The organism is Treponema maltophilum ATCC 51939 (assembly GCF_000413055.1).
GTDB lineage: Bacteria > Spirochaetota > Spirochaetia > Treponematales > Treponemataceae > Treponema_C > Treponema_C maltophilum.
The window spans coordinates 306,700-329,109 of sequence record NZ_KE332518.1; the positions used below are offsets into that span (position 1 = coordinate 306,700).

The 22,410-nt window shown below is 48.0% G+C and carries 21 protein-coding genes; 8 read left to right on the forward strand and 13 right to left on the reverse strand.

Annotated elements, in window-relative coordinates:
- Positions 1 to 101: 101 nt before the first annotated feature.
- Positions 102 to 410 carry an isoamylase early set domain-containing protein gene (locus HMPREF9194_RS01425; RefSeq protein WP_016524581.1) on the forward strand — a complete coding sequence of 103 codons (309 nt, stop codon included), beginning with the start codon at positions 102 to 104 and terminating at the stop codon, positions 408 to 410.
- Between the two features lie 5 nt (positions 411 to 415).
- On the opposite strand, the gene HMPREF9194_RS01430 is transcribed toward HMPREF9194_RS01425, so the two are convergent.
- Positions 416 to 1,453: an FAD:protein FMN transferase gene (locus HMPREF9194_RS01430; protein ID WP_016524582.1), complete on the reverse strand. Its 1,038-nt coding sequence runs from the start codon at positions 1,451 to 1,453 to the stop codon at positions 416 to 418.
- 60 nt (positions 1,454 to 1,513) lie between these two features.
- Here HMPREF9194_RS01430 and HMPREF9194_RS01435 point away from each other — a divergent pair, with 60 nt between their 5' ends.
- The 3 genes from HMPREF9194_RS01435 (at position 1,514) to HMPREF9194_RS01445 (ending at position 5,501) form a co-directional block, all read left to right on the forward strand.
- Positions 1,514 to 2,671 carry a CdaR family transcriptional regulator gene (locus tag HMPREF9194_RS01435; RefSeq protein ID WP_016524583.1) on the forward strand — a complete coding sequence of 386 codons (1,158 nt, stop codon included), beginning with the start codon at positions 1,514 to 1,516 and terminating at the stop codon, positions 2,669 to 2,671.
- 230 nt (positions 2,672 to 2,901) lie between these two features.
- Complete coding sequence (locus HMPREF9194_RS01440; RefSeq protein ID WP_016524584.1) at positions 2,902 to 4,257, forward strand: GntP family permease; 1,356 nt, start codon at positions 2,902 to 2,904, stop codon at positions 4,255 to 4,257.
- Between the two features lie 89 nt (positions 4,258 to 4,346).
- Complete coding sequence (locus HMPREF9194_RS01445) at positions 4,347 to 5,501, forward strand: glycerate kinase family protein (RefSeq protein WP_016524585.1); 1,155 nt, start codon at positions 4,347 to 4,349, stop codon at positions 5,499 to 5,501.
- On the opposite strand, the gene HMPREF9194_RS01450 is transcribed toward HMPREF9194_RS01445, so the two are convergent.
- From HMPREF9194_RS01450 to HMPREF9194_RS01485, 8 genes are all read right to left on the reverse strand, one after another.
- A complete protein-coding gene (locus HMPREF9194_RS01450) occupies positions 5,502 to 6,491 on the reverse strand; it encodes an ADP-ribosylglycohydrolase family protein (RefSeq protein ID WP_016524586.1) in 990 nt (329 codons plus the stop codon).
- A gap of 109 nt (positions 6,492 to 6,600) precedes the next feature.
- Positions 6,601 to 8,661: an ADP-ribosylglycohydrolase family protein gene (locus tag HMPREF9194_RS01455; protein ID WP_016524587.1), complete on the reverse strand. Its 2,061-nt coding sequence runs from the start codon at positions 8,659 to 8,661 to the stop codon at positions 6,601 to 6,603.
- Positions 8,662 to 8,758: 97 nt separating this feature from the next.
- The gene (locus HMPREF9194_RS01460) at positions 8,759 to 10,210 is read right to left on the reverse strand and encodes an extracellular solute-binding protein (RefSeq protein WP_016524588.1); all 1,452 of its coding nucleotides are present in this window, start codon (positions 10,208 to 10,210) and stop codon (positions 8,759 to 8,761) included.
- Positions 10,211 to 10,272: 62 nt separating this feature from the next.
- The gene (locus tag HMPREF9194_RS01465) at positions 10,273 to 11,169 is read right to left on the reverse strand and encodes a carbohydrate ABC transporter permease (RefSeq protein WP_040846112.1); all 897 of its coding nucleotides are present in this window, start codon (positions 11,167 to 11,169) and stop codon (positions 10,273 to 10,275) included.
- On the reverse strand, positions 11,160 to 12,062 hold the full coding sequence (locus HMPREF9194_RS01470) for an ABC transporter permease (protein WP_016524590.1): 903 nt from the start codon (positions 12,060 to 12,062) through the stop codon (positions 11,160 to 11,162). The genes HMPREF9194_RS01465 and HMPREF9194_RS01470 overlap by 10 nt, the downstream gene beginning before the upstream one ends.
- 13 nt (positions 12,063 to 12,075) lie before the next feature.
- Positions 12,076 to 12,390 carry a DUF4387 domain-containing protein gene (locus tag HMPREF9194_RS01475; protein ID WP_016524591.1) on the reverse strand — a complete coding sequence of 105 codons (315 nt, stop codon included), beginning with the start codon at positions 12,388 to 12,390 and terminating at the stop codon, positions 12,076 to 12,078.
- Positions 12,390 to 13,772: an acyclic terpene utilization AtuA family protein gene (locus tag HMPREF9194_RS01480; RefSeq protein ID WP_245540712.1), complete on the reverse strand. Its 1,383-nt coding sequence runs from the start codon at positions 13,770 to 13,772 to the stop codon at positions 12,390 to 12,392. Before HMPREF9194_RS01480 ends, HMPREF9194_RS01475 begins: the two co-directional genes overlap by 1 nt.
- 22 nt (positions 13,773 to 13,794) lie before the next feature.
- On the reverse strand, positions 13,795 to 14,799 hold the full coding sequence (locus HMPREF9194_RS01485) for a LacI family DNA-binding transcriptional regulator (RefSeq protein WP_016524593.1): 1,005 nt from the start codon (positions 14,797 to 14,799) through the stop codon (positions 13,795 to 13,797).
- A 215-nt stretch (positions 14,800 to 15,014) separates the two neighbouring features.
- On the opposite strand from HMPREF9194_RS01485, the gene HMPREF9194_RS01490 reads away from it, so the two are divergent.
- Together HMPREF9194_RS01490 and HMPREF9194_RS01495 are read left to right on the forward strand one after the other, a co-directional pair.
- Entirely contained in the window at positions 15,015 to 15,470 is a 456-nt protein-coding gene (locus tag HMPREF9194_RS01490; RefSeq protein WP_016524594.1) for a hypothetical protein, read from the forward strand.
- Positions 15,471 to 15,500: 30 nt separating this feature from the next.
- Positions 15,501 to 15,947 carry a hypothetical protein gene (locus HMPREF9194_RS01495; protein WP_016524595.1) on the forward strand — a complete coding sequence of 149 codons (447 nt, stop codon included), beginning with the start codon at positions 15,501 to 15,503 and terminating at the stop codon, positions 15,945 to 15,947.
- A gap of 98 nt (positions 15,948 to 16,045) precedes the next feature.
- Here HMPREF9194_RS01495 and HMPREF9194_RS01500 read toward each other — a convergent pair whose 3' ends face one another.
- Genes HMPREF9194_RS01500 through HMPREF9194_RS01510 form a run of 3 tightly spaced genes read right to left on the reverse strand, consistent with a single transcriptional unit; the run spans position 16,046 to position 18,925 of the window.
- Positions 16,046 to 17,338 (reverse strand): TRAP transporter large permease, encoded by a 1,293-nt coding sequence (locus HMPREF9194_RS01500; protein ID WP_016524596.1) that lies wholly within the window; start codon positions 17,336 to 17,338, stop codon positions 16,046 to 16,048.
- The gene (locus HMPREF9194_RS01505; RefSeq protein ID WP_016524597.1) at positions 17,335 to 17,862 is read right to left on the reverse strand and encodes a TRAP transporter small permease; all 528 of its coding nucleotides are present in this window, start codon (positions 17,860 to 17,862) and stop codon (positions 17,335 to 17,337) included. Before HMPREF9194_RS01505 ends, HMPREF9194_RS01500 begins: the two co-directional genes overlap by 4 nt.
- Before the next feature lie 22 nt (positions 17,863 to 17,884).
- A complete protein-coding gene (locus HMPREF9194_RS01510; protein ID WP_016524598.1) occupies positions 17,885 to 18,925 on the reverse strand; it encodes a TRAP transporter substrate-binding protein in 1,041 nt (346 codons plus the stop codon).
- A gap of 139 nt (positions 18,926 to 19,064) precedes the next feature.
- Here HMPREF9194_RS01510 and HMPREF9194_RS01515 point away from each other — a divergent pair, with 139 nt between their 5' ends.
- Both HMPREF9194_RS01515 and HMPREF9194_RS01520 read left to right on the forward strand, forming a co-directional pair.
- Positions 19,065 to 20,975 carry an MFS transporter gene (locus HMPREF9194_RS01515; protein WP_040846449.1) on the forward strand — a complete coding sequence of 637 codons (1,911 nt, stop codon included), beginning with the start codon at positions 19,065 to 19,067 and terminating at the stop codon, positions 20,973 to 20,975.
- Between the two features lie 16 nt (positions 20,976 to 20,991).
- The gene (locus tag HMPREF9194_RS01520; protein ID WP_016524600.1) at positions 20,992 to 21,783 is read left to right on the forward strand and encodes a hypothetical protein; all 792 of its coding nucleotides are present in this window, start codon (positions 20,992 to 20,994) and stop codon (positions 21,781 to 21,783) included.
- Between the two features lie 28 nt (positions 21,784 to 21,811).
- On the opposite strand, the gene HMPREF9194_RS01525 is transcribed toward HMPREF9194_RS01520, so the two are convergent.
- The gene (locus HMPREF9194_RS01525) at positions 21,812 to 22,378 is read right to left on the reverse strand and encodes an NUDIX hydrolase (protein ID WP_016524601.1); all 567 of its coding nucleotides are present in this window, start codon (positions 22,376 to 22,378) and stop codon (positions 21,812 to 21,814) included.
- Between the last annotated feature and the right edge of the window lie 32 nt (positions 22,379 to 22,410).

Sequence of the window (22,410 nt, forward strand, 5' to 3'; positions counted from 1 at the left end):
AAGCGTTATTTGGAAAATGGAAGGGGTTTTAGGGGAAGGAAGAAACTTTTAGTCGCAAAAGTGTCTTCCTTCCCCTAAGAAAAACATTTTTAGGAGGACCTATGGCACTGAAAAAAACATACGACAAAAGCGGAAAAAAATGCGGCGTTACGTTTTCGCTCGATGCGAAGGCCGCAGTCGGGGCGGAAAAGGTATGGCTGTGCGGCGACTTCAATAATTGGAGCACGGTCGAAACTCCGATGAAAAAACAAAAAAGCGGTGCTTTTTCCGTAAAACTCACGCTTGAAAGCGGCCGCGAATATCAATTCCGCTACCTTATCGACGGGAAAAAATGGGAAAACGATTGGAAAGCCGATAAATACGTTCCCGCCCCGTTTTCCGACGCCGAAAATTCGGTTGTGTGCGTGTGAAACCGTCAGCGGATTGAAAATTCCTCGTTCAGTAAAAGGGCTTGCGTTTTAATCGAGTCGGTCGCGTCGATTGTTTTTTCGGTATCGATGCACAGTCCTTGCGTATTTATGCGGCGCAATAAATCCATGCCGCGTTCTTTACCCATAACGAATACGGCCGTGGCGAGCGCATCGGCGTCCATTGAAGACTCGTTTACGATGGTTACCGACATAAGGCCGTTGTCGGCCGGATATCCCGTTTTGCAGTCTAAAAGATGGTGAAAAAGACGGCCTTCGTACACAAAAAAGCGTTCATATACTCCCGACGTTACAACCGAAACATCCTTGACGCTTAAGGCGATAACCGGCGCCGCGGCCGAGTCAAAGGGATTTTTTATGCCGACCTTCCACGCTTCCTTTCCCTTTTTTTCGCCGACCGCATAGATGTTGCCGCCTAAATCGATAATGGCTCGCGGTATTTTCAGCTTTTTTATTAAAGCGGCAAGTTCGTCGGCGGCGAAACCCTTTGCGATACCGCCCAAATCGAGCGCCGTTCCTTTTACGGGCAGGTATACGGATTTTTCTTCTCCGTCTTCCGATAACACAACCGAGCGCCAATCGCACAGCGCAAGCGCGCCCTCTATTTCTTCCTGCGACGGAAGGTGCGGAGCGTCGCTTCCGATGTTCCACAGCTTTACCAAAGCTCCCGAGGCCGGATTAAAGGCTCCGTCGGACAACTGCGCAATGTCGAGCGCACGCCGTATAACTTTAAACGTATCCTCGTGTACCGCAATTTTTTGCTCGCCTGAAGCCGCATTTATGCGCGCAATATCCGACGAGGGAATGTTCATGCTCATGTGCGCTTCTATTTGTTCAAGGCATTCGAACAGCGTATCGTAATATTTTTGTTTGCCGTATTCGAAAAGCTGAACCGTGCAGACGGTGCCGAGTACGGGGCGTGTTTGGGAAGGACTTATGTTCTTACTGCACGAGACAAGGCCCAAAGACAGAATAACTGCCGTGAGCGCGGCAAACGCCGCCGCGGTATGTATCGATTTATGCATATCCGTACTATAGCGTTTTTTTTACTTTTATAAAAGTGATTATACGGATATAATATAATCATGACCTTATCGTCAAAAACCGCGCAGGTTATAGTCGAAGAAATAAGCGGCATTATCGGCCGCAGGATAAACATGATGAATGCCGACGGCATCATTATTGCAACGACCGATCCCGCCCGCCTCGATACCTTCCATGCGGCGGCAAAGAAAATCATCGATGAAGACTTGGACGAAATCGTCGTGTATTCCAATACCGAATATCCGGGTGCTTTACAGGGAACGAATATCGCCGTGCGTTTTCAAAACAAACCGGTTGCGGTTATCGGCGTTACGGGGCCGTACCGCGAAGTTATCAAATACGGCCGCATGCTCAAAAAGATGACCGAAATTCTTATGCTCGATGAATATTACAAACAGCAAAGCGATATGGACGAGCGCATAAAAAACCGTTTTTTGAACGAATGGCTGTACGGCGATGCCGAATCGATAAACCGCCGGTTGGAAAAACAGGGGCAGTCTTTGGGCTTCGATATAACCGTGCCGCGCCGGGTATTTATCTTTGAGCCGGTCGTAAAAGAAGAAGCGTTCGATGCGCCGCTCAATCCTGCCGACGTGCAAAGCTGCATCGACAGTGCATGGAAAACCGTGCGCACGCTGATCCGTCACGAAAAGCATTCGGTGTTTTTGGTTTCGGGGAACGAACTTATATGCGCCGTCGCCGACTGTTCCGACAAGCAGCTTCTTTCGCTCGTGCGCACGATCCGCGATTCGGCCGACAAACGCCTTCCGCTGATTTTGGCGGCGGGCCTCGACGGCAGAACGGAAGATTACCGTTTGATAAATTCGGCCCGCTTAAAGGCGGAAAAAGCTTTAAGAACCTGCCTGCGTTCGCCGAGCAAAGAGCCGCGCCTATACGACACAATCAATATGGAAATCTTTTCGGGCGAAATTCCCGATCCGGTAAAAAAAGAATATATTTCGCGTATTTTTAAATCCTGCAGCGAAGAAGAAATTTCAAACTGGATAACCGTTTTGGACACGCTGTATTTGGAAGAAGGTTCGATTTCGCGCGCGGCGGATAAATTGTTTATGCATAAAAACACGCTCCAATACCGGCTGAATAAATTAAAAAAGCAAACCGGCTACGATCCGCGCTCCATTCGCTTTTCGTCGCTGTTTTACAACGCGATTCATTTTTACCGCGACCTTGAAAAGTAAACTTTTCAGATGCACTCGTCCGTCCGTCGCCCGACCGGACGCATCATTCATCCGACTGCCGGCGCATGGCGGATAAAAATATACAAAATTTGTTTTGCAAGACATAAAAATCATATTAATTTAGGTTTTTGTAACATATCCGTAAAAAGAAAACAGCCTTATACTTCTCTGAAGATTGTCAAAAAGCGGCGGCTTTTTACAGTCTTTATTATGCATATAAGGAGGAACATATGCAGGGTATTGCGCTGATTGTTGCTTTTATAGCCGCGATCGCACTGATGATTTTTGCCATTTCGAAGCTGAGGATTCATCCGTTTTTGGCTATTATGGGAGTCTCTTTGCTTTTGGCATTTGTTGCCGGAATTCCGCTGGATAAGATTCCGGGAATAATCGGAGCCGGGTTTAGCGGAACATTTACCAGTATCGGTATTGTGATTATTTTAGGCGCCTTGGTGGGCGTTATTCTTGAAAAAACCGGCGCGGCTTTAAAACTGTCCGACATGGTCGTAAAACTGGTCGGAAAGAAAAATCCCGAGTTGGCGATACTGATTATGGGCTGGATTGTTTCGATTCCGGTTTTTTGCGACAGCGGATTCGTTATTTTAAACCCGATCCGCAAAGCATTGGTGCAGCGCACAAAAACGTCAAGCGTCGCCATGACGATCGCTTTGTCTGCAGGTTTGTATATCTCGCACGTGTTTATTCCGCCGACGCCGGGCCCCATTGCTGCGGCAAATGCGCTGGGAATCGGCGACAATTTGCTTTTGGTTATCGGTATCGGCGCATTGGCTTCGATTTTTCCGCTTATTGCCGGCTATTTTTTTGCAAAATATATCGGCAAAAAAGTTACGGCCTCCGAGGAGCGCTCGGGCGCCGAAACGGTAAAAACCTATGAGCAGCTGGTTGCCGGCTACGGAAAACTGCCGAACGGTTTTGCCGCCCTCGCACCGATAGTCGTTCCGATTTTGCTCATGGCTTTGTCGTCGATCGCTTCTATGGCAAAGTGGGACGGCGTTTTTGCGCAAGTGCTGAAATTCCTCGGAGCGCCCATTATCGCGCTCGGCGTGGGCGTTTTATTCGGTGTACTGCTGATTCATACGCAAAAAATAAAAGAGCGCTTTTACGATTTGACAAACGACACGCTTAAAGTCGTCGGTCCGATCTTGTTTGTAACGGCTGCAGGCGGCGTTTTGGGCCGCGTCATCGCCCAATCGAGTTTGGTAGGCTATATTACCGACAACGCATCCGCTTTAAAAACCGTCGGCATCTTTTTCCCCTTTGTTTTGGCCGCCATTCTCAAATCGGCACAGGGTTCTTCGACGGTTGCCATTACGACGACGGCGGGAATTCTTGCTCCGCTTATGGCACCTTTGGGCTTGGACAGCGTTATACTGTCGTCGCTCACCGTTATGGCGATCGGCGCGGGCGCTATGACCGTGTCGCATGCAAACGACAGCTATTTCTGGGTCGTCGTAAACTTCGGCGGTTTGGATACGGAAGACGGTTATAAAACGCAAACGCTTATGACCCTTGTCATCGGCATAGCGGCTATGATCGGAATTTTCCTGTTGTCTTTATTCTTCTGATTAAAAACCTCATCAGGTTAAAACATCGAGCCGATTGATCCGCATGGACGGATTGATCGGCCGTTCCGAAGGAGCGCGGCGGAATTGTTATGAAAAAAATCCTGCTTATCCCCGATTCGTTTAAAGGCACCATGAGTTCCGCCCGTATTTGTTCGATAATGCAAAAGGCCGTCCGCGAGATTTTTCCCGGCTGCGAAGCGCTTTCGATTCCCGTTGCGGACGGAGGGGAGGGCAGCGTCGATGCTTTTTTGGAAGCGCTGGGCGGAATCAAAAAATACGTGCGCGTCAAAAATCCTTTTTTTGAAGACATGGAAAGTTTTTACGGAATTTTGGATGCCGCGGATGCCGGCTCTGAGGGAAAAACCGCCGTTATAGAAATGGCTTCGTGTGCCGGTCTTCCGCTTGCTTCCGGGAGACTGAATCCCGCCCTTACGACAACTTACGGTGCAGGCCAGCTCATCGAAGACGCGCTGAAAAACGGCTGTACGAGCGTTATTGTCGGGCTCGGCGGAAGCGCGACGAACGATGCCGGCTGCGGGGCCGCCGCCGCACTGGGCGTACAATTTTTTGACGGCGCAGGCAAAAGCTTTGTGCCCGTAGGCGGTACGCTCAAAGATATTTGCCGCATCAACGTGTCCGGCCTTAATCCGCTTTTAAAGCGCGCCCGTATAACGGCCATGTGCGATATAGACAATCCGCTGTACGGCGAAAACGGAGCCGCATATATTTTCGGTCCGCAAAAGGGCGCCGATGAAAAGCTGGTGCACGAATTGGATGAAGGACTGCGCCGCGTTGAAAAAATCGTCAAGCGCGACATAGGAGCGGATGCCGCGTTCGTTCCGGGCGCCGGAGCCGCCGGCGGAATGGGGTACGGCATGCTGTGCTTTTCGGGAGCGGGCCTTAAGATGGGAATCGAAACCGTTTTGGATACGGTTGATTTTGAATGCAAACTCAAGGGTGCCGATTGCGTTTTTACGGGCGAAGGAAAAATCGACAGTCAAAGTTTGCGCGGAAAAGTCGTTATCGGCGTTGCGCGTCGCGCACAAAAAGCGGGAGTGCCCGTTATTGCCGTAGTGGGAGATGCGGCCGACGGCAGCGAAAATGCCTACGACTGCGGCGTAAGCGCAATCTTCAGCATAAATCGCCTTGCCGTTCCCTTCAGCGAAGCGAAAAACCGCGCCGAAAAAGATTTGGAGCACACGTTCAAAGACATTTTGCGTCTTATGCGCGTGTGCGGAACATAATTACACGTAATTCAGTTCGGCGAGTTTTTCGGCAATTTCGATAATATCCAAGCCCTTGGTAAATTGCAGACAGGTGCCGCTCGGGTAACGCACTTTTTTTACCCAATGTTCGGGGATGCCGTCGATTGAATATTTTGCGCCCATAACGGAACCGGCGATAGCGCCTATCGTGTCGGCATCGCGAGCGAAATTTCCGGCGAGCAGCACCGCCGATTTAAAATCCTTGTGCATAAGTTTTAAGCACCCGAAAGCCGCCGGAACCGCTTCGGCCGTAGTTGCCCACGTGCTTGCGCGGGTCGCATCGTGAATTTTCATCCAGCACGAAGCGATGTCGTAATTCTCTTTTTCGATAATTTCGAACACCTTTGTCATCGAATAATACAACCACGAATCCTGCGGTATGGGCGCCATTGCCGCTTCGAAAATCTCGTCGATTGTTCCGTCCGCCATCGCGACGGCAACGGCGGCCGCAACCGCTTGAGCGCCCCATACTCCGTCGCCGGCATGACTGATTTCCGATTCTATTTGTGCAAGCGCGGCCGCTTTTTCGGGATCTCCGGCGCACATAATGCCTATCGGCGGAATTCTCATCGCGCTGCCGTCGCTCGTGTTAAAGGTGGAATACTTTCCCGTCAACGGCGGGAGCAATCCCGCTCTCAGGTTGTCCGCCGCGGCTTTTTCGCTTGCGCCGCCGCGTTTATATTCGTCCTGAACGACAACGTCCTCCATCCACGATTTTACGACTTCTTCGCTTGTGAGCTTTCCTTTGCACCGTATAAGCGTTTTTGCCGTAAGCAGCGCAAATTCGGTATCGTCCGTACTCCATGCCGAACCGGCGGAAAAGTCCGTGATAAAACCGTAGTTTTCTCTGTTTGCCTGCATTCTCGACGCATCGCCGAAAGAGTCGCCGACAGCCAAACCGATAAGGGCTCCCGTCGCCCGTTTTTTTATTTCGTTCCGATCTTTTAACGCATCTTCTTTTTTAAGCATACACACTCCAATAAATAAGCGAGTTTGCCAAGCAAACTCGGGATAAAAAGCACCGGCGCCATTTCAGACGGTGCTTTTTATCGTACTCCAATAAAAACTTCTCAATTATTTACAGTTCCGTAACGGAAAGTCCTTCGAAAGAACAGCGGCCGCCGCGGCTTAAATAAAAGCCCGTCATACCGTATTTTATATCGGCGTCTTTTGCCGTTAAAACTTCCGTTCCGTCGAGTTCAAAGCTGAGCGCATCGGCGGCGGCCGAAAACGTAAACGTATACGCTTTTTCGTTTTCGTACTTGAACACTTTATGCGCAAGCCGGACAAGCTTTCCGTCTTTTTTTGCGAGGATGGAAATTCCGTCGCCGTCGAATCCCGCATAATAGCCGCGCCGGTCTCCCTGAACCCGAAGCGATACGAGCGCGGAATCTCCGCGGTGAATGCAAACCTTGGTGCTCACCCGCGCATTTTCGGTAAAATAATTGCCGGTAAAGGCTTGCGCGTCGTGCAGGCAAAGACATGAAAGTTTTTTGCCTTCCAAAGTCCATGCGCCCCGGTTAAACGAAAACGGCGTAATCGATGCGAATTCGGCATACTGTTTTTTGAAATCGATACGATATGCCGCCTTTCCCGTTACGGAAAAACGCTTCAAATATAAAATACCGAAATCCTTTACCTTTGCCGGAGAAGTTCCTTCGATAATCAAACCGATTTCGTCTATCAAAGCTCCGCCGACTTCGGGTATTTTAAATGAAATGAGCGTATCTCCTTCTTCGCGGTCGCGCCGTATGCAGCGGTCGAGTTTTACTATCGTGCCGTCCGTCGCGCGCACGTACGGATAGATGATGAGCGCTTCGCCCCGTATTCTGTTGAGCGAATAAATAAGTTCGACCGTTTGTCCCGGATAGGCGGTCGGCGAAAAAACCGGCATGTATCTTTCGTCGTCGAAATCTTCTCTGCGATAAAACGGTTTATAAAACAAACGCGTCGATTGCGGCCGAACCAAGCGGTCAAAAAGCACTTCCAAGCCTTTGCCGCTGTTTTTCAGTGCGAACAGATTTTCGTTCGACAGCCTGAAGCCGTGCGTGCTGCCGGGAAGAGAAAAATCGAAACGGATTTCTCCTTTTGCATAAGGAGTCTTTTCGGTTTTAAAAGCAAGCGAGTATAAATAGTGCGCGTAAGACGGAATGTCGAGGATGTTCAAATAACCGCTGATTCCCGACAGCACGATCGAATCGTTTACCGGTTTTCTGTAATGCTGCGGAATCGCTTCTATGCCCCCGGCAACACCGAGAATGGTGCCGACGTTTCCCGCGTTGCAGTCGGTGTCCCAACCGGCCATCGTGGCGATTTCAATTCCCTTGGAAAAAGTTTTGCCGTAAATGAGCGCCATAACGCAGACGCCCGCATTCGGAACGATGTGACATGCTCCGGGGTATTTATCGTAGCCGTATTGCGCGTGCAAAAAAGCAAGGCAGTCTTCCCAGTCGGAAGCGGGATGTTCTTTTTGAAATGAGAGAACCGCTTTTACGACTTTGCGATACACCGACGAGGCTTTCACATAACGCAGTCCCGTTTTGATGATTTTATATACGTCGTCCGTGTCGAAGGCGGCTGCAATACAGGCGGCAATAAAGGCCGCTCCTTCCAAGCCTTCTTCGTCGTGCGAAACCGAAGCGGCTTTTTTCGCATCCGATGCGGCACGTTCCGGATCCGACGGATGAATAAGTCCCCACGTGTCGATAAAAATCTGGCCGCCGATTTGATCGGCGCGCACTTTTCCGTTGACGGCGGCGCTTCCCGAAAGCGGAGCGCGCATGCCGTTTAACAGGTTAAAATAGGCGGTATGTTCGGTCGATATGCCGTAGCCGCCCCACCAAAACATACCGATGCCTTCTCTCGTATAATTGAGCCACGCTTCGCCTACCGACTCGGCGCTGCATTCGCGCGAATCTTCGAGCGCGCGTAAAAAATACACGGGGCCGTTCGCATCGTCGTCCGCGGCGAAGTTTTTAAACGGTTTAACATAGTCGGTTATGGTGTCGTAAAATTCTTTAATGCGTTCGCGCGTCCACAAGCTCGGCTCGACGGGCGCCCCCAGCCGTATGCCGATATTTTTGCCCAAAAAGCCCGCATATATTTTTTCCAAATACATTTGCTGCGATATTTTTTTCATTATAGCTTAACTCTCCCGAAGCCGTTTCAAAAAGGGCGGGGCCTCAAAGACTTTTTAAAAGGCTTTCTCGGCGCCCGCCGATTTTATTTAATTTTGTTTATTTTAATACCTTCGCCAAATATTCGGAAATTTTGGTTCCGCCGGCTTTGTTCCATTTTTCGATAAATACGTCGTAGTCGGAAATCGGCCGTACGCCGCGGATAATGTCGGTCGAATATTCGGTGTAGAGTTTATCCATAGCGTCTTTTAAAGGCGTTAAGTCTTCCGGCAAAATAACGTTCGTATCCGCCGCAAAGTATTTTTCGGCCGCTTTAAGAGATTCGATTGCCGGCGCGGTAAGTACTTCGCCCTGCACCTTGCTTAAATCGAGCCCGTTCATCGTCGGCCAGAATTTTGCCCACCATGAGGGGAAATCCTTGGTAAGCACGTATTTGCCGTTGACGACGTTGTAATGCACGCCTTCCAAACCGAGTTTATCCAAAATGCGGCCTTCGGGACCCGCCATGTATTCCAAAACCGCCCAAGCCGCGTCTTTAACTTCCGACGCCGCATTGATGGCAAAGCCGCGCGGCTCTTTGGTAACGTCGACGTTTTGGTATGCCTGTCCTATGCCCTTTGCGGGAGGAAGCACGACGAGCTTTTGTTTTTGCGTACTCAGCATTTTGTTGTTGTATACGTTGATAACATCTCCGGCGGTACCGCTGACAAAACCGGCCGTTCCTTCATAGAACGCCTGTTCCATGGTGTCCCACGCTTTGGTTACGTATTCCTTGTCCAACAAACCGTCTTTATACAATTTTGCATAAAAAGCGATTTTGTTTTTGTTGGCTTCGGTTGCAACCGAATAGACCCATTTGCCCTTGTCTTTAACAATCGTGGCGCTTACGCCGAATGCGTGATTGAAAACCGAGTCGAGTTTTAAAATACCGCCGTCGGTCGTAATCGGCCATTTGCAAAGGCCCGTGTCTTTCATTTCTTTGAATAAAGCGTAATAATTATCCGCCGTGGGATTTTGCAGCAGCGTTTTGCCTGTTTTTAATTTGTTGAACCAATCTTCGCGCATAACCGGAATTTGAACGCGCGCGGGTGCGAGCCACATCAAATACGGATAATTTGCCATGGCCGCTTTGTTGTGGTCGGACATTATCGCTTTTACGTTTTCCGATTTTTTTATGTACGGCGTTAAATCTTCAAGCAAACCTTCCTGCGCAATCTGCAAATCGCCGCCCTGAAAATAGATGATGTCCGGCGAAATCTGTCCCGTTCTGAACGCGATGGGAACAACCGACTTGTAAGAACCCGTGGGCGCCGAAAGAATAACCAAATCGATATATTTTCCCTGCGCCGCCAAGCCCTTTTCGATTTTTTCTTCCAAGGCGCTTACCGAAGCCTTGTCGGTTACCGGGTCGACGTCTTTGCACAAATACGTTACCTTAACCGGCGAGTCCGGCGTTCCCAAGCCCTGTTTGCCGCCGTCTTTTGTTCCGGCTGCGAACGACAATGCGGCTGCGCATGCCGCAAAAAGCATTACCGATAAAACCTTTTTCATAAAATCCTCCTATATAAAAAAGTTTTAAGTATTTCAAGCGTTAATTAAAACGCAAAGGCGCTTCACTCCTTTATTCCTCCGGCCATAACGTCTTTATTGTAAAACTTCAAAACGAAAGGGTAGAGTATTAAAATCGGGATGACCGCAACGACGATGGTCGCGGCCTTAAGGGCGCCGTAATCGATGCGCGCCAATTCATTGTAATCATACAGGTTTTGCTGCCCGATAATGGACACGGTGTCGCCCAAAACAACGAATTGCCGCAAAATCACCTGCAAAACGGTGTCGGTCGTTTTTTTCGTTAAATAAATGCTCGCCCTGAAATATTCATTCCATCTTACAACCGAATAGAACATCGTTATCGTCGCAACGCCCGATTTTGCGAGCGGAAAAAAGACCGAAAAAAGCATCCGTATGTGCGAACATCCGTCTATAACGGCCGCTTCAACAAGCGATTGCGGCACCTGTTCAAAGTACCGCATCATGATAATCAGATAATACACATTGACGGCCGTAACTAAAATAACCGCCCATTTCGATCCCATTAAACCGAGCCTTTGCACGACGAGGTATTCGGGAACAAAGCCGCTGTCTAAAAGCATCATTGCGATTAAAAACAGCATAATCGGTTTTTTCAAAGTTAAGCGCGGCCTGGTGAGCACGTAAGCGGCCGTCGTCGTAAGCAAAATATTCAGTGCCGTTCCGATAACCGTAATAAGGACGGAATTCCACAGCGCGGGCACCAAAACCGGATGGCTGAAGACGATTTTATAGTTTATAAAATCCATGCCGCGCGGAAGTATTTCCAAGCCCTTCATAAGCGGCGACTGTTTCGGGTCGGAAATCGACTTTGCAAAAATATTCAGCACGGGAATAATCATCGTAAGCGATAAAAACAAAAGAACGCCGATGAGAACCGCCTGCACCGCATAGGAAGTTCCGTTTTTTTTCATTTCCATACTCCTTCTCCCGTCGTCTTTTTGCTTATAACGTGCGTTGCAAGTACCAGTGCAATACCGATAACTCCCTTTATTAAACTTGCCGCGGTGGCAAGAGAATATTGGCCGCCCTCTATACCGATGCGGTAAATGTAGGTGTCCAAAATATCGATCGTGCTTTCCACGGCGGCGTTGGTAAAGTTCAGCACTTGATCAAAGCCCGCATTAAGGAAAAATCCCAAGTTAAGAATGAACATCGTAATCATAGGCGTTACCAAAGCCGGAAAGATAATATTCGTAATTGTCTGCCACCGGTTTGCTCCGTCGATTTCGGCGGCTTCGTATAAGGTTTGATTTATCGAAATGATGGCCGTGTAAAAGATGATGGAATCCCAGCCCAAACTCCGCCACGCTTCGCACAGCATCAGTATCCAGCGTATCGAATTGCGGTCGGTCATATAATCCACGGGACTGCGGCCGAAAAAGCCCAAAAACTGGTTGACGCTGCCGCTCAGCGACAACGCGCTTATCCATATGCCGGCGATAACAACCCACGACAAAAAGTGCGGCAAATAGCTGACAACCTGCACGTATTTGCGGAACAGGCCGCTTCTTACTTCGTTGAGCAGCAGCGCAAAGATAACGAAAAAAGGGAACAGCAAAACGTACTTCATAAAGCTGATAATAAGCGTGTTGACGAGGATTTGTGCAAAGGCCGAACTGCTGAAAATCATTTTGAAATATTTTAAGCCGACGAAGGGCCAGCCGCCGCGTGCGCGGAATTGAAAAAAAGCGAGGCGCATATTGATAATCGGCAGTACTTTAAACAATATAAAATACAGTATTGTAGGGAATAAAAGTGCGTACAGCGTGCGCTCGTCCCGTAATTTTTGCAAAAACTTTTTTTCCTTCATATCGCATCCTTCTTTACGGTATCAATAAGTCCATAAGCGGCGCGTGTTGCTGCGCTCCGTACACGTCCCTGTCCAAAGCCGTCCCCGACGAAACTTTGCGGTTAAAAGTTATTTTTATACCCAAAGCGTTGTCGAAAAAAACGATACTTATCGGCTCGGTTGCGCCGAGATTGTACAGTTTGCGCACGGTCCGTTCGTTTATAACGCCGCTCGTTTTTACGCGGAAATACGTTTCAGGCAGTGTAAAAAGAGCGTCCAGCGTAATCATAAAGGGGCCCGAATTTTTGCTTCTGAGCATTTTTGCCAAATCGACCAATTTGTCCGCCATCAAATAAACCTCCCCGATACCGGATCCCATTCTTCAATAGGAAAATACATAAGCGGATCGTCAATTTCCATTAAATGGTATACGGTGAATTTATACACTTTGCCGAATTCGATGTCGCTGGGCGCAAAGGGAAAGGCGAGGTTGCCCGCGGTGGATTTCCGCCCCTCGTAGCCGTAGTGCATAAACGTGGAACGAAGCGATGCGCATATTGCCGACGCTTTTTCCTGCGTGTCGGCAAGCACTTCAAACAAGACGCACACTTCGTGCGGCGTATCTTTTGCCGTTTCCAGCTCGCCCATAACGCCGTTTATGCCGTAATTGATAAAATTGATTTTATACGAATCGCGCGGAATCTCGCCGTATTGGGCGGCGACACTTTCCGTTACCGCTTTTTCGACTTCGTCGAGTTTTGAAATCAAAAGCGGGTCGCGGATTCCCGCCGGAACGAAGGTTCTGTACGAATCGAAACTCGCGCCTTCGAGCTTGACGGTATAGGGACAATCCTTCATTTTGCTGCCGCTTACCCTGACGCGGTTTTCGCCGACTTGTTCGAAGCGGCAGCCGCTTAAGTCCATGTCGACACCGGGGCCGTGCAGCAGATAGGGATGGTCTTTTTCGTAAAAAGTGTGGGCGGCAACGCTCAGCGTCGTGCATGTACGTTTTGCGTCGCAGGGGTACACTTCAAAAGAATCTTTGTACACAACGCCCATCATGCAGTCTTTTGTCGTACCCGGATCGCAGCACAGCGCTCCGCACTCCAGCACTTTTCCCATATGGTAGCACAAAGCCGCATCGAAGCCGCACCGAATTCCGACTGCCGCAAACGGAGACGGATCGTATGCCCTTCCGGCGATTATCAAACGGAAGCCTTCGTCGAGCGCTTTAATGAAGGGTTCCGCTCCCATTTGGGCAACGACGCCGGTACAGGTTTCGAGCGTCTGCGCCGTCAATTCGGGAACATTCGTTCCCAAAGGATGAACCTTATGCTGTGCGATTTTTTCGATAATAACGTCGTTCGGAATATCCGCCCAAATGACGGCGGTTTTTACGGGGGCGAAATTCCGCTCGGAAAATATTTCCCGTATGATTTTAAGCGTCCAGTCGATGTGTTCTTTGCCGCCGCTTCCGCCCGCGGAACTTATTATAAGCGGAATATTTTTTTCGTATACGGCCGAAATTAACAAGCTCAGGTCTTTTTTTGCGGCTGTTTTGCTTACGATGGCGGTTTTTGCGCCCAATTTGTGCGGGCCCGCGTCGGTGGAACCGGCATCGACGACAATAGCGTCCGGTTCGTCCGCCAAGCCCGCTTTCAGCGATTCGGGAGGAAAACCGTAGCCTAAAATTCCGCACGGCGATAAAATCTTAACACAATCCATATGCATACCTTTTTATTTTAATTCCGCTTTATTTCAGTTCCGCAACCGATTCGCGTTCGATTAAAAACGGCGTTAAAAATGTGCTGACGACGTTTTTCTTTCCGTTCAGCATATCCAAAATCATGCGAGCCCCGGTTGCTCCTATTTCCCGTTTCGGCTTTGCGACGGTCGTTACCGCCGGAGTAATCATGGCGGCCGTTTCAATATCGTCCAAGCCGATGATCGAAACGTCTTGCGGGACGCGAACACCCGCTTTTTGCGCTTCGCGTATAAAGCCGATGGCAACCGCATCGTTACCCGCGACGATCGCCGAAGGCTTGTCCTTCATCCGTATAAAAAGACGGGCAAGTTCGATACCGCCTTCAAAAGACAGCTGCACGTTAAAGTGCCGGTCGTCCCGTACGGCAAGTCCTTTTTGCTCCATAAAGTCTTTGTAAACGACATAGCGCTTGTTGCGGTCGATGCCTTCCGTGTCGAGGCGCAGCGGACTTACAAAGCCGATATCGGTATGCTTTTTTTGAACCAAATAGTCCAATGCGGTGCGCATCGCTTTTTCTATGTCGGTTCCGACTTTTTTATACGAACAATCGTCGGCTCGGTCGCCGAGCAGCACAACCGGGCAGTTCAAACCGGCAAACGCTTCTTTTAAATTCAATTCGGGCGCGTTTATCATTACGGCGTCGGCTTTGTTTTCCCTTGCCAGCCGTATATATCGCAGTTCCCGTTCCGTTTGCCGATCGCTGTTCCCGAGAAAAACGCTGTAGCCCGCTTCGTCGAATACGTTTTGGGCTCCGCGCGCAACTTCCGCCCAAAAGGTGTTCGTTATGTCGGGGACGACAAGCAAAATCGTTAAAGACCTTTTGGTGCGCATGGCGGAGGCGACCCTGTTTTTGACAAAGTGCCGGTGCTTTACGACCGCCAAAACTTTTTCGCGGCTTTTGTCACTGACGCCGTACGTTGTACCCGCAAGCACGCGGCTTACGGTGCTTTTCGAAACGTCGGCCATTCTTGCAATATCGATAATCGAATCCATAATAATTTTCGGGAACGTTCCCTAAAATTATAGTACCACAGGTGTTTTCAAAAAGCAAGCGTTATTTTTGTGTATTATTTTACGGGTTTTTTGTGTTCGGTTGACAAAATGATTTTGAAAATTATATCATGGCGTCTGTAAAAAACGGGGGTTGTCCGTACGGCCGTTAAAGTCGGATATTTTCGGACGATTCCTTATGATTACAGGGAGGTTTGATGAAGCATGTTTACAAAACAAGATTGTACCGCATTCTGTTAAACGTTGTTTTCGGATGTGCGGCGGCCGTATTCGTTACGATTATCGCGTCGATATGGCTGGATTCCGTTATGATTCGTGCGGCGATTTTTGCCGCGTTTTTTGCCCTTTACATTTGGCTGGTTATCATCGGCAACATGATCGTTATAGAAGTTGACGATGCGACATTGACCGTTAAAAAGGGCAAAAAGACGGATTCATATCCTTTGGAAACTACCGCAATCAGGGCAAAAACCGTTACGTCGAGCGGCGATACGGAATGTACGCTCTACCTTACGCGGCAGGGAGAAAAAGAAGAAGACGTAAATTGCGAACTTATCGGTATCGGTCAGTTTGAAGAATTATTGCAAGATTTAGGCATCGGCGGTCGGGACAGCGTTACCAAGCTGAATACCGAACAGTCGACGCGAAATTAAAAAACATATACACAAAATAGGAGATTTTATATGAATATCACGCATCTTTATTATTTTATCATTATTCCGATCGCGGCCCTTATTTACATAGTTTATATGGTTTTCAGGCTGAAAGGCGACCGGCAGCGTAAACAGGAATGGCTTGAAAAAAATCCCAATGCGTCGAAAATCTTTATCGGTAAAAAAAACGCAATACTCAAAACGATTTTAGGTGCGGGCGGCATAACGGTTATATCGGTTGACGGCGAAAAGCCCGTTTTCTTTACGGAAGGTTTAAGAACCGGTTTTTATGCCGCGCCCGGAACGCATACGGTAGAGTCGAGCTTTTCAAAAACACGCCCCGGCTTTTTTTATCGCAGCGTTACGACAACGTACCGCCCGAGCAAACAGGAAATCAGCGTAGACGCCTTGCGGACATATAACTACGTGTTCGATACGAACGAAGAAACGTATCGGTTTGAAGAAGTAAGCGAATAATTCGGATAAATTTTTTGCGGGAATTTACAAAAAGGAACCGTACCGATGCGGACGGTTCCTTTTTTATAGCAATTGCCGTAAATCGGGCGGGCGGAATATTATCCGAGAAGTCCTGAAAGCCTCGGCAAGAACAAAACGATTTCCGGGATATAGGTTATTACAAAAAGGACGATGACGCTGATAAAAATAAAAGGTATTAATTCTTTTGTAATCTCACCTATTGAACTTTTACAAATTGTCGTCGCCGAAAAAAGGCACAGTCCGTAGGGCGGAGTCATCAAGCCGATCATAAGGTTAAAAACCATTAGAACGCCGAAGTGTATGGTGTTTATACCCATCGCTTCAACCATAGGCGTCAGTATCGGTCCGAAAATAAGAATGGCCGGCGCGGCGTCCATGAGCATACCCCAAATGAGCAAAAGAATGTTTATAAGAAACAGCAGAAGATACGGGCTTGTTCCGTGCCGCAATATAACAGCCGACAGCATTGCGGGGATTTCGGCCATGGCCAAAATCCAGCCGAATATGCCGGCGGTTCCGATAAGAAAAAATATCGATGCCGAATCCCGCGCAACCCGTTTGCCTATTTCTATGAGTTTTTTTAAAGACAGGTTGCGATACACGAAAAAGCCTATAAGTATGGAATACGCAACCGCGACCGCAGCCGCTTCGGTCGGCGTAAAAATACCGAAAAATATTCCGCCCATGAGAAGAAGCGGCATAATCAACGCCGGAACCGATTCTTTGAAAATTGCCAATTTTTCCCGCATCGTATATACTTTGTCGGTAGATTTATAACCGCGCTTTCTGGAGATAAAGTATACAATGAGCATTTGCGAGAGCCCGAGCAAAACACCGGGCACGGCTCCTCCTATCAAAAGTGCACCGGTGGATACTTGTGCGACGGAAGCAAAGATAACCATCGGAATACTGGGCGGAATAATAGGTCCCTGTATCGATGAGGCAACGGTAACCGCCGCCGAAAATTCCCTCGAATAACCTTTTTCTTCCATCGCGGGAATTAAAACGCTGCCTAAGCCGGTTACGTCGGCAAGAGCAGAACCGCTGCAACCGCCGAAAAACATACTGGCAAGAATATTGACCTGCGCCAAACCGCCGCGGAACCTTCCGACAATCAAATCGGAAAATTTGATGATTCCGTCCGAAATTTTGCATTCGGACATGATTTGTCCCGCAAAAATAAACATTGGAATGGCCATTAGTACGAATGAATTTATACTCGTAAAAAAAGTATGAATGACGGTATTTAAAGAACTGCCGCTTATGAGAAAAAAAGCCAGTGCGCTGATACCGGTCGCGAACGACAGCGGCACACCTAGAATCGCGAGCCCGCCGAACAGCACCAGCATTATAGAGAGAGACAAATTCATTTCAGTTCTCCGACATAGTCAAAGCTTTCCAAAAAGCTTCTCTTATGGAACAAAATATCACAGTTGTCCAATATTAGGATAAAAAAGATAACCAAGCCGCCGATGGGCAAAGCCAAATACGGCCATGTATAGGGGATCTCAAGTGCGCTCGTTGCGATCCACCAATTGTCCAAAGCGTATTTGGTGCCGATGAATATAAAAACGCCGGCAAAAAACAATATCAGGATTCTTAAGACGATTTCATAATAGGGGCGGATTTTTTGGGGAAGCATATTACAAAAGACGATTATACGCGGATGCCCCGAATCGTAAAAGGCGACTCCGCCGCCTATCGTAGTGACATAGATCATCAAATACTTTACTACCTCTTCGACCCAATAGAGCGGAAAATGAAATACGTATCGGAAAAGCACTTGCATAAATAAAAACAATGAAATCAATAAAATTAATGCCGACAGTAATTTATTAAGCTGCTCTATTGTAAATCGAAGAATGCGTTCTATGCGATTTAATTCAGTATTCATAGTATTCAATCTTTGCGAAACATCAGTAGATCAAATTCTTATATGAATCCTGAAGACGCTGAATTTCTTTTTGCAAATCATTTAAGATTTTGTCGCCGTTTTTTATCTTGTTTGTGTACCATTTAAAAGCGGCAGGCTGCATTGCCTGTTTGAATCCCTGAATTTCAGCCGGCGTGGGTTCGTAAATAACAACGCCTCTTTTTTGCATGCTTTCGGCATTCGAAACATCGTAAATAACGGCGAGCGCTTCCGAACCGACGCTTGACTCGGCGGCGGCTTTCATAATCGCAACCTGCAAATCTGCCGGCAGGCTCTTAAGCCATTTAACGTTATATGTTACCGCACCGACAAGATGCACGTGCCGCGTCAGCGTAATATATTTTTGCACTTCGTAAAAATGCATTGCGTTGATTGTTGCGATCGGGTTTTCCTGCCCGTCCACAACGCCTGTCTGCAAGCTGGTGTATACTTCGAGCCACGGAACGGGAACCGCTTGTGCACCGGCCGCATTAAACATGTCTATATGCATTTTAACCTGCATGGTTCTTATTTTTAAATCCTTCAGATCCTTTACGGATTTTACCTGTTTTTTGGTGGTGGAAAGGTTTCTGTATGCCTGCGGTGCGAAAAACAGAATTCCGACGCCCGTCTTTTTTTCCATGTCTTGGAGGATGGTTTTCATAAAAGGATTGTCCCGTTTATACAGATCCTGCGCAACCTTCATATCCGGGATAATATAAGGCAAGTCGGTAAATGCGATTTCGGGATACAAATTTGCCATGATACCCATAGCAATTTCATTTCCCTGAATTTCGCCCGTTTTTACCTGCTGAAGCCCCGAAAGCTGATCGCCGAGTTGGCCGTCGGGGAATATTTTAACCTCTACGCGGCCGTTCGTGTATTCGGCCACCTTTGCCTGAAAAATGGCACATGCGGCGGAAGCCGGCATGGCCAAGGGGTCCGCCGGGTTGCTGCTTGCGATTTTCATCGTATATTGGGCGGCATACGTATTGGCGGCAAAAAAAACGGCAAGCACAAAGACTGCCGAATAAAACTTTTTCATCTTTAATTTCTCCTTTCTTTTTTTCCCGAAAACCCGGGAGACGGTTCGGGTTATAGGATAAATCATAAGTCATAGAATCTCACTTGTCAATAAAATTTTTTGCTTGCGTGCTCCGAATATGCGCTGTATAATGAAACGCATGAAGACTCAGCGCAGGTTAACGTGGAAAAATTATTTGGCTTACGGAGCGGCCGACTTGTACGGAGGCGGCTGCTTTTTTATTGTAACGACGTTTGCGATGTATTATTTGGTGAATGTCGTCGGCTTGCACCCTCTTTTGGCGGGTTTGATTCCCGGAATCGGAAAATTTTGGGACGCGGTGTCGGATCCGCTTATGGGTTACATTTCCGACAATACGCCGCAAAACCGTTTCGGCAAACGGCGCGTGTGGTTTTTGGTATCGATTGTGCCGATTGCCCTTTCGTTTATGTTCATTTGGTTTCCCGCGAACTTCGAAAGTCAAATCGGTAAATTCATCTTTTATACCTTTGCGTACATCGTATTCTTTACCGTGTCAACGGTTTCGTATATTCCGTATGCCGCGCTGAGCGCCGAAATGACGCAGTCGTTTTCGGAGCGCAACAAGCTGAACAGCTCGCGCCTTATGTTTTCGTTTGTGGCAACCTTGTTGGGCGGCCTTTTGGCGCAGCCGATTATCGACAGTTTTCACGGCAGTAAAACGGGCTATTTTATGATGAGCTGCGTTTTTGCGCTCATTTTCGCCCTGCCGTGGATTCCGCTGTATTTCGGCACGTGGGAAATTCAGTCCGAGCAGCACAACACGCCCAAGGGGGAATCGTTCGTTAAAAACTTTTTGTCGCTGTTTAAAAACAAATCATGCCGCATTCACATCGCCATGTACGTGTGTTCGTACGGCGCGCTCGATATTTTTATGTCGCTCGTGCTGTTTTATATGGTCGATTATTTGAACCGCGGCGGCATCTTCGTTATCGTGCAGGGTTCCCTTTTGATAACGATGATGATAACGCTGCCCGTTCACAGCTGGCTTATAAATAAAAAAGGCCATAAACCGGTCTATGTTACGGCGCTTATTATTTTTGCCGTGTCGCTGTTTTGCATGTTTTTTCATACGCCCGAAACGCCGCCGGTCGTGCTCATTTTAAACATGGTGCTGATGGGAATCGGCGTATCGGCGAACAATCTTATTCCGCACCAGCTTTTGCCCTTTATCAGCGATATCGACAAGCTTATGAGCGGCAAAAGCCGAGCCGGAACATACTCGGCGGCAATGTCGCTTACGCGAAAGCTGTTTTTGGGTTTGGTGATTATGACGAGCATCGGCGCGGTGTTGAGCCGCATCGGCTATAAAAATCCCGTGCCGTCGATTTTAACGCAAGAACAGTTTAACGAAGCGCGCGAACTGAGTGAAGAACACGGCGAAAACTTTGCCGCAATTGAAGCATTTTATGCGCAGGGCGAAGACGGCAACCTTCATTTAAAATATCTTTCGCGCCCCGTCGACGGCATGATAAACGATATATACAAGGCGGCAAAAAAACGCCAAGCCGGTACCGACCGCTTTAAAGAAGCCGCAAGCTATTTTGAAACGCATAAAACCTATGCCGAAATTCCGTCCGATATTTTTGAAGACTTTATACTTGCTTCGCTCGATGCCGCAAACTTTCACGACGCGGACACGCTGTTGTTTTTAAAATCCGCGTATGCAAAGGACGGAGACATGTATCGTTTTGCCGTTCCCCGTGATTTTTATTCGAAAGCCGACTTGTATAATTTGAAGCTGCTGTTGGAAAAAATCAAATATCCGTATTCGGGAATCGGTGAAGTGCAAAAACCGCTTCAAAAGGAATACACCCTGCACGGCGTGCGCATCGCCTTTGTGTTTATGCCGCTGGTTATGATTATTGTCGGGATTATCGTCGGCATGACGTTTAAAGTAACGCCCGAAAATCATAAAATCATTTTGGAAGAAATCCGGCGCGTTGAAGCGGGCGGCAAAAAAGAAGACGCTCCCGAGCAAACGAAAAAAGTGTGTGAACTGCTCATGGGCATTCCGTACGGCAGGGGCTGACATTGCAGGCTAACGCATGACGGAAGATTTAAGAAGCTTATTGACGGCAAACTACGGATTTGCCGAGGGCGACGGAAAAAAAGTTTCGCACATATTAAAAACCTATCCGCCGGAAGAAATTTATAGCGGATTAAAAGAATTACTCCGTTCGATATATCCTGCAAAATACGAGGGAGCGCTGAATTTTATCCGCTATCTGTATTGGAGTTGCGACTTTATTCCCGGCTCAAAGGATGAGGTTTTGCTGCAAAAAATAAAAGACGGCAATTTAATTCAAGATGCCCTATCATTTTATGAAGAAAAGAAAGCGTATGCGCAATTGGATTTTTTATTTGCCGCCATGCGAAATCTCCCCTTCGAGCTTTCGAAAGAAAAAATCGAACAATATATACAAAGATACGAAAAAGAAAATCCCGTATTGCTGGCTCAATTATTGAATGTACTGATTGACTCGGATAATTCCGAGGCGTTGAAAGCCCGCTACGAAAAACTGAGTTTTGAGGCGGAAGATGTGGAATTTGCCGTCAGATATTTTATTTTGGAAACGGTATTCATCGATAATTTTGATAAGGACGAATGTTTTAAAAAACTGAGGAATATTTGCCCCGACAAATTTAAAAATACGTTGGAAAATAAAATTGCGGAAAATCAAAAATTGTTATCGCTTGATTGCGCTTATGACGATGAAGTCGAAACGGAAAACGATGAAATTTTATTTCTCATAGCCGGTTATTTTGAAGATGCCGAAAAAGCATACCAAAAAGGAAAGAATCTCACGTTTCAGGAATTTATAAAAGGCGGATGTTGATACAAAAACAACCCGGCAAAGCAAATAATTAACTCGGCTTTTTTTCCTTTATCCACGTTTTAAGCGCATAGGCTGCCGACGGGAAGGCGAGCGGAATGGTGTCGACCGATTCGGCGTTTGATACCGGGAAAAGTTTGTAGCCTTTTATTTCGTCGGCGTCTTCGGCGCACAGCGCGTTCAGCGCGGAAGGTTCCGGTTCGGGAAGGAGCGCTTCAAAAAAAAGGTCGCAGGTTTTATAGACGATGTGTTTGTATTTGTAGGTATTCGGCGCGCTGCACACGTACCGCAGCGATACGGGAGTCAAGCCCGTTTCTTCGCGGCACTCGCGCATGCATGCCCGTTCGGCGCTTTCGTCCGGATCGGTAAAGCCGCCGGGCAGTGCGTAATAGCCTTTGCGCGGCTCGCGCCCGCGTTTTATGCACAGTACCGACAAGCCGTCTTCCGTTTTTACGGGAATAATCAAACCGACCGCCGACGCCGTGTTATTATACAGGGTAAAGCCGCAGGCTGCACAGCGCCACTTGCGTCCGTCTTCATACGCCGCTTCGCGCTTGCCGCAAGCGGGGCAAAACGCAAACTCATTGATTTTTTCCATGCGTGCAGTATAATATCAAAATACATATTGTA

Bases quoted from the DNA above. Each gene is read 5' to 3' on its own strand.
- HMPREF9194_RS01505 (WP_016524597.1), bottom strand. From the start codon at position 17,862: ATGAATACTGAATTAAATCGCATAGAACGCATTCTTCGATTTACAATA.
- HMPREF9194_RS01445 (WP_016524585.1), top strand. From the start codon at position 4,347: ATGAAAAAAATCCTGCTTATCCCCGATTCGTTTAAAGGCACCATGAGT.
- HMPREF9194_RS01475 (WP_016524591.1), bottom strand. From the start codon at position 12,390: ATGGCGGACAAATTGGTCGATTTGGCAAAAATGCTCAGAAGCAAAAAT.
- HMPREF9194_RS01455 (WP_016524587.1), bottom strand. From the start codon at position 8,661: ATGAAAAAAATATCGCAGCAAATGTATTTGGAAAAAATATATGCGGGC.
- HMPREF9194_RS01450 (WP_016524586.1), bottom strand. From the start codon at position 6,491: ATGCTTAAAAAAGAAGATGCGTTAAAAGATCGGAACGAAATAAAAAAA.
- HMPREF9194_RS01510 (WP_016524598.1), bottom strand. From the start codon at position 18,925: ATGAAAAAGTTTTATTCGGCAGTCTTTGTGCTTGCCGTTTTTTTTGCC.
- HMPREF9194_RS01435 (WP_016524583.1), top strand. From the start codon at position 1,514: ATGACCTTATCGTCAAAAACCGCGCAGGTTATAGTCGAAGAAATAAGC.
- HMPREF9194_RS01465 (WP_040846112.1), bottom strand. From the start codon at position 11,169: ATGGAAATGAAAAAAAACGGAACTTCCTATGCGGTGCAGGCGGTTCTC.
- HMPREF9194_RS01430 (WP_016524582.1), bottom strand. From the start codon at position 1,453: ATGCATAAATCGATACATACCGCGGCGGCGTTTGCCGCGCTCACGGCA.
- HMPREF9194_RS01470 (WP_016524590.1), bottom strand. From the start codon at position 12,062: ATGAAGGAAAAAAAGTTTTTGCAAAAATTACGGGACGAGCGCACGCTG.
- HMPREF9194_RS01525 (WP_016524601.1), bottom strand. From the start codon at position 22,378: ATGGAAAAAATCAATGAGTTTGCGTTTTGCCCCGCTTGCGGCAAGCGC.
- HMPREF9194_RS01515 (WP_040846449.1), top strand. From the start codon at position 19,065: ATGAAGACTCAGCGCAGGTTAACGTGGAAAAATTATTTGGCTTACGGA.
- HMPREF9194_RS01520 (WP_016524600.1), top strand. From the start codon at position 20,992: ATGACGGAAGATTTAAGAAGCTTATTGACGGCAAACTACGGATTTGCC.
- HMPREF9194_RS01440 (WP_016524584.1), top strand. From the start codon at position 2,902: ATGCAGGGTATTGCGCTGATTGTTGCTTTTATAGCCGCGATCGCACTG.
- HMPREF9194_RS01500 (WP_016524596.1), bottom strand. From the start codon at position 17,338: ATGAATTTGTCTCTCTCTATAATGCTGGTGCTGTTCGGCGGGCTCGCG.
- HMPREF9194_RS01490 (WP_016524594.1), top strand. From the start codon at position 15,015: ATGAAGCATGTTTACAAAACAAGATTGTACCGCATTCTGTTAAACGTT.
- HMPREF9194_RS01425 (WP_016524581.1), top strand. From the start codon at position 102: ATGGCACTGAAAAAAACATACGACAAAAGCGGAAAAAAATGCGGCGTT.
- HMPREF9194_RS01460 (WP_016524588.1), bottom strand. From the start codon at position 10,210: ATGAAAAAGGTTTTATCGGTAATGCTTTTTGCGGCATGCGCAGCCGCA.
- HMPREF9194_RS01495 (WP_016524595.1), top strand. From the start codon at position 15,501: ATGAATATCACGCATCTTTATTATTTTATCATTATTCCGATCGCGGCC.
- HMPREF9194_RS01480 (WP_245540712.1), bottom strand. From the start codon at position 13,772: ATGCATATGGATTGTGTTAAGATTTTATCGCCGTGCGGAATTTTAGGC.
- HMPREF9194_RS01485 (WP_016524593.1), bottom strand. From the start codon at position 14,799: ATGGATTCGATTATCGATATTGCAAGAATGGCCGACGTTTCGAAAAGC.